Source organism: Anoxybacillus andreesenii, from assembly GCF_030813005.1.
Taxonomy (GTDB): domain Bacteria; phylum Bacillota; class Bacilli; order Bacillales; family Cytobacillaceae; genus Robertmurraya; species Robertmurraya andreesenii.
Genome location: NZ_JAUSTU010000033.1, coordinates 24,789 through 30,788 on the forward strand (window position 1 = coordinate 24,789; position 6,000 = coordinate 30,788).

At 40.3% G+C, this 6,000-nt stretch carries 3 protein-coding genes, 1 rRNA gene and 1 riboswitch; all 4 genes read left to right on the forward strand.

Features of this window, described 5'->3' with window-relative positions; all coding sequences use genetic code 11:
• The first annotated feature begins 41 nt into the window (after positions 1 to 41).
• Positions 42 to 1,589: a glutamine-hydrolyzing GMP synthase gene (gene guaA, locus J2S07_RS19675; protein ID WP_307152111.1), complete on the forward strand. Its 1,548-nt coding sequence runs from the start codon at positions 42 to 44 to the stop codon at positions 1,587 to 1,589.
• 126 nt (positions 1,590 to 1,715) lie between these two features.
• Positions 1,716 to 1,817: riboswitch (purine riboswitch) on the forward strand.
• Between the two features lie 114 nt (positions 1,818 to 1,931).
• Positions 1,932 to 3,260 (forward strand): NCS2 family permease, encoded by a 1,329-nt coding sequence (locus J2S07_RS19680; RefSeq protein WP_307152112.1) that lies wholly within the window; start codon positions 1,932 to 1,934, stop codon positions 3,258 to 3,260.
• 228 nt (positions 3,261 to 3,488) lie between these two features.
• The gene (gene ptsG / locus J2S07_RS19685; RefSeq protein WP_307152113.1) at positions 3,489 to 5,516 is read left to right on the forward strand and encodes a glucose-specific PTS transporter subunit IIBC; all 2,028 of its coding nucleotides are present in this window, start codon (positions 3,489 to 3,491) and stop codon (positions 5,514 to 5,516) included.
• Between the two features lie 408 nt (positions 5,517 to 5,924).
• Positions 5,925 to 6,000 (forward strand): 16S ribosomal RNA (locus J2S07_RS19690); the annotation flags it as partial.

Here is a 6,000-nt window from a genome sequence, read left to right on the forward strand (position 1 = left end):
CTATTTTTAACAATTAAATAAAAATGATGAGGTGGACAGAGATGAGTGAAGGGCTATTAGGTCAAGAGAAGATTGTCGTATTGGATTTTGGGAGCCAGTATAATCAGCTAATTACAAGAAGGATTCGTGAGTTTGGGGTATACAGTGAGCTTCATCCTCATACGATTACAGCGGAAGAAATTAAGTCCATGAATGCAAAGGGAATTATTTTTTCAGGTGGTCCAAATAGTGTTTATGATGAGCATTCATTTCGCCCAGATGAACGAATTTTTGATTTAGGTCTGCCGATTCTTGGGATTTGCTATGGCATGCAGTTAATGGCTACGCATTTCAATGGAAAAGTTGAGGCTGCAAAGAATCGTGAGTACGGGAAGGCAGCTATCCATGTTCAGCAGGATACGAAGCTATTTAGTAAGCTGCCAAAGGAACAAATTGTGTGGATGAGTCATGGCGATTTAGTCGTTGAAGCACCAGAAGGCTTTCATGTAGATGCGACAAGTCCATCCTGTCCGATTTCTGCGATGAGCGATGAGGCGCGAAAATTATATGCAGTACAATTTCATCCAGAGGTTCGACATTCTCAGTATGGGAACGAGCTTCTACAAAATTTTGTATTTGGTGTGTGTGGTTGTGAGGCAAATTGGTCCATGGAGAATTTTATTGAAATTGAAATGGAGAAAATTCGTCAGACCGTAGGAGACAAGCAGGTACTATGTGCCCTGAGCGGAGGGGTAGATTCCTCTGTTGTCGCGGTTCTTATTCATAAAGCGATCGGCGATCAGCTCACATGTATTTTTGTGGATCATGGACTTTTGCGCAAAGGGGAAGCGGATAGCGTAATGAAGACCTTTGCGGAAGGCTTCCACATGAATGTTATTAAGGTGGATGCGAAGGATAGATTCCTTTCGAAGCTCAAAGGGGTCAGTGATCCAGAGAAGAAGCGGAAGATTATCGGCAATGAATTTATTTATGTGTTTGATGACGAAGCAACAAAACTGCAAGGGATCGAATTTTTAGCGCAGGGAACACTGTATACGGATATTATTGAAAGTGGAACAGCGACTGCACAAACGATTAAATCCCATCATAATGTTGGTGGATTACCAGAGGATATGCAATTTAAGCTAATCGAGCCGCTTAATACATTATTTAAGGACGAGGTTCGAGCACTCGGTACAGAGCTTGGCATACCAGATGAAATTGTTTGGCGACAGCCGTTCCCAGGTCCAGGTCTAGGCATTCGGGTTCTTGGGGAAGTTACCGAGGATAAGCTTGAGATTGTGCGTGAATCGGATTGGATTTTACGTGAAGAAATTAAGAAGGCTGGTTTGGATCGCGATATATGGCAATATTTTACCGTTCTTCCTGATATCCGAAGCGTTGGAGTGATGGGGGATGCGAGAACCTATGATCACACCATTGGCATTCGTGCGGTTACGTCGATTGATGGCATGACATCCGATTGGGCCAGAATCCCTTGGGATGTGCTTGAAGTCATCTCCACACGGATTGTTAATGAGGTCAGCCATGTGAACCGGGTTGTTTACGATATTACGAGCAAGCCGCCTGCAACGATTGAGTGGGAGTAAAAACGGAATAATAATTGGTTTTTTGCTACTGAAAAACCCCTATACACGAACAATAAAAACGAACATCGATAAAATGTTCGTTTTTATTGTTGACGAATCGAAATAGGATTGCTAAAATAAAGACAAATAGAATATGTCGTTTTACGTCGTATAATGTTGGGAATATGGCCCAAAAGTTTCTACCAGGCTACCGTAAATAGCTTGACTACGAGGTAAGTGATTAACGAAGGGATTTTTTGTGCTATTATTATTCCTTTTCTCTCGCTAAATCACGAACTTGTCGTCGGGCGCTCCAGGTAGATGGAGCGTTTTTTTATTTTTCTAAAACTAGGAGGAAGTGGAATGAAGAAGTATTTTCAATTTGAAGAGCTAGGGACTAATTATCGGCGCGAAATATTAGGCGGTTTTACAACGTTCTTAGCGATGGCCTATATTTTAGTGGTAAACCCGCTGACATTAACGCTCGATGGAATACAGGATTTACCTGATGCCCTTCGAATGGACTATGGAGCAGTTTTTGTAGCAACAGCTTTATCCGCAGCAATTGGTTCCATCATCATGGGGTTGCTCGGTAAATATCCGTTAGCCCTTGCACCAGGACTTGGATTGAATGCCTTTTTTGCTTATACGGTTGTTTTGGGAAGTGGAGCACCGTGGCAGCATGCATTAGCTGCAGTATTTGTTTCAGGAGTATTTTTCTTAATTTTGACGTTAACAGGACTTCGTGAAAAAATCATAAATGCTATTCCGCTAGAATTAAAACATGCGGTGGGAGCCGGTATTGGTTTGTTTATCACATTTATCGGATTTCAAAATGCAGGCATCATTGTTAATAATGACGCAACACTTGTTGGCTTAGGTGATTTTACGAACGGAAATACATTACTTGCAGTATTCGGAATTTTGGTAACAGTCATTTTAATGACAAGAGGGTTTAAAGGCGGAGTTTTTTATGGAATGGTGATTACCGTTATTGTCGGGATGATTTTTGGGTTAATTGATAAACCAACTAAGATTGTCGATGCTGTTCCAAGCATTGAGCCAACATTCGGAGCTGTATTTTCTGCCTTTGGAGATCCGACATTCTATACAACTGCTATGTTAGGAACGATTCTGACATTCTTATTCGTAGATTTCTTTGATAATGCCGGTACCTTAGTGGCAGTTGCCAATCAAGCTGGATTGATGAAGGATAACAAACTTCCTAATGCAGGAAGAGCACTAATTTCCGATTCCATTGCTACCATTGCTGGATCTATTCTTGGTACATCAACGGTTACATCCTTTGTTGAATCATCTGCTGGGGTTGCCTCAGGAGCAAGAACAGGTTTCGCATCATTAGTAACAGCTGCTTGCTTTATCTTAGCACTTTTCTTTTTCCCGTTATTATCTATTGTAACGGCGCCGGTTACCGCACCTGCTTTAATCATTGTGGGTGTTCTGATGGTAGCTTCTCTAGGTAAAATTGATTGGTCAAAATTTGAAGTGGCAGTACCAGCTTTCTTAACAATGATCGCGATGCCACTTTCATACAGTATTGCAACAGGGATTGCAGTTGGATTTATTTTCTATCCTATTACGATGATCATGAAAGGTCGCACAAAAGAAATCTCACCAATCATGTATTTATTCTTCGTCATTTTCTTAGCCTACTTTATTTCTTTACATTAAGATTTTCGTAGCTTCTAAGATTATCGATATGAGCCATCCGATTTAAGTCTATTCGGATGGCTTTTATCGTTCTATTTATGAATATTTTTATATGAACAGGCATGAATGAAAAAAATAATTGAAATGAGAGCGATCTGGGTACAATATCCCCGAAAACTCCTTTTCGGTTATTTTTTTATTTTTTGCAAAAGGCTTAGTGAGTTCTAAAAAGTATAGGAGGTTGTACATATGTTTAAAAAGGCTTTTGGTGTTTTACAAAAAGTTGGTAAAGCACTGATGCTTCCCGTTGCCCTCTTGCCCGCAGCTGGAATACTTTTGGCGCTAGGGGCAGCTCTTAGAAATCCAGTGTTGCTGGAGTTAGCACCATTCTTGGATAATAGTGCGGTTGATATGGTCGCAGCCATCATGCAGAAAGCGGGAGATATTGTCTTTGGCAATTTACCAGTGTTGTTTGCTGTCGGAGTTGCGGTCGGCTTAGCTGGAGGGGATGGCGTTGCGGGTCTAGCGGCTATCATTGGATACTTAATCATGAATGTTACGATGGGTACTGCCCATGGAATTACGGCAGAGGATGTTAATGGGTTGAATTACGCCAATGTTTTAGGTGTACCGACCCTACAAACTGGGGTTTTTGGTGGGATTATCATCGGTATTGTAGCAGCCGGGCTTTACAATAAATTCTATGAAATTGAGTTGCCCTCATATCTAGGATTTTTCGCAGGAAAAAGATTTGTTCCAATCATCACAGCAGCTACTGCTGTTCTATTGGGATTAATCATGTTAGTCATTTGGCCACCCATTCAAAATGGTCTAAATGCTTTTTCGCAAAATATGGTTCATGCAAATTTGACCCTTTCAGCATTTATTTTTGGAGTCATCGAGCGTTCATTAATTCCTTTTGGATTACATCATATTTTCTACTCTCCTTTCTGGTACGAGTTCGGAGAATATGTGACGAAGGCAGGAGAAACTGTACGTGGTGATCAGCGGATTTTCATGGCGCAAATATTAGATAATGTTCAAAATTTAACTGCTGGTACTTTTATGACCGGTAAATTTCCATTCATGATGTTTGGCTTACCAGCTGCAGCATTAGCCATTTATCACGAAGCTCGCCCTGAAAGAAAAGTAGTGGTTGGGGGTTTGATGGCATCAGCAGCCTTAACTTCTTTCCTAACCGGTATTACCGAGCCAATCGAATTTTCATTCTTATTCGTAGCACCGATTCTATTCGGAATTCATGCGATTTTCGCTGGTCTGTCCTTCATGACGATGCAGTTACTTAATGTGAAAATCGGGATGACCTTTTCAGGAGGATTAATCGATTACATTCTGTTTGGCTTAATTAATCCACAAACACATGCCTGGCTAGTTATCCCAGTAGGCTTGGTGTTTGCAGTGATTTATTATTTTGGCTTCCGGTTTGCCATTCGTAAGTTTAATTTAAAGACACCTGGACGAGAAGATGCAACCGAGGAGGAAACGGTGGAAACTCATGGAAAAACCTCGGATCTTCCTTATGAGATACTCGATGCAATGGGTGGTCAAGAAAATATTGCACATTTAGATGCATGTATCACTCGTCTGCGAGTTTCCGTAAATGATAGTAAGAATGTAGATAAAGACCGATTGAAGAAGCTCGGAGCTTCGGGAGTCCTAGAAGTTGGTAATAACATTCAAGCCATCTTCGGACCTCGTTCTGAAACAATCAAAGGACAAATGAAAGATATAATGGAAGGAAAGAGACCACGTCCAGCTGAAAAAGCTCCAAAAGCACAACCGACTGCTGCAAAGGGTGATGATGTGTTCGTTTCTCCACTTAGAGGGGAAATCAAGCCGATTACTGAAGTCCCTGATGCTGTATTCTCTGGAAAAATGATGGGCGACGGCTTTGCAATCCTGCCTTCCGAAGGCGTCATAGTTTCCCCTGTTGATGGAAAAATTGTGAACGTTTTCCCGACAAAGCACGCTCTAGGGATTCTTTCTAATTCTGGCCGTGAAATTCTGATTCATGTTGGGATTGACACGGTCAATCTAAAAGGGGAAGGCTTTGAGGCGTTAGTAAAGGAAAATGATCAGGTTCAAAAAGGAGAACCCCTGCTGAAGGTTGATCTCGATTCAATCAAAGAAAAGGTGCCATCGATTATTACACCGATTGTCTTTACGAACTTGGCAGAAGGAGAGCATGTCGTTCTTCAAAAACAAGGAAGTGTGGACATGGGTGAAGAGAATATTATCTCTATAAAGAAGAATTAGATCATTTTAAACAACGGTCAGCTATGGTAAAAGCATGGCTGATCGTTTTACATATTTTTTTCGTAAATTTTTTGTTGATTTATTTGAATACAGATGATATTATATAAAAGTTGTCACGAAAAATAATATATACAAGTTAAGAAATATATTATTGAGACGATATTCTAGCAACATTTATATTTTAGTGTTAAATAATTATTTTAGAAAAATAGTTGTTGACATCTTAAGTTAGAATGTGTTAGTATTAAATAGTTGCCAATACAGGCAATGAGGAAATTCGGTTTGATGAATTGAGGATATCTTAATTCTGTCGAATGTGACTTGTTCTTTGAAAACTAAACAAATCATACGTCAACGTTAATTCTAGTTGTTTTAAAACAACAAATTTTTATGAGCTATATCAACTCTTTATTGGAGAGTTTGATCCTGGCTCAGGACGAACGCTGGCGGCGTGCCTAATACATGCAAGTCGAGCGATATCTTT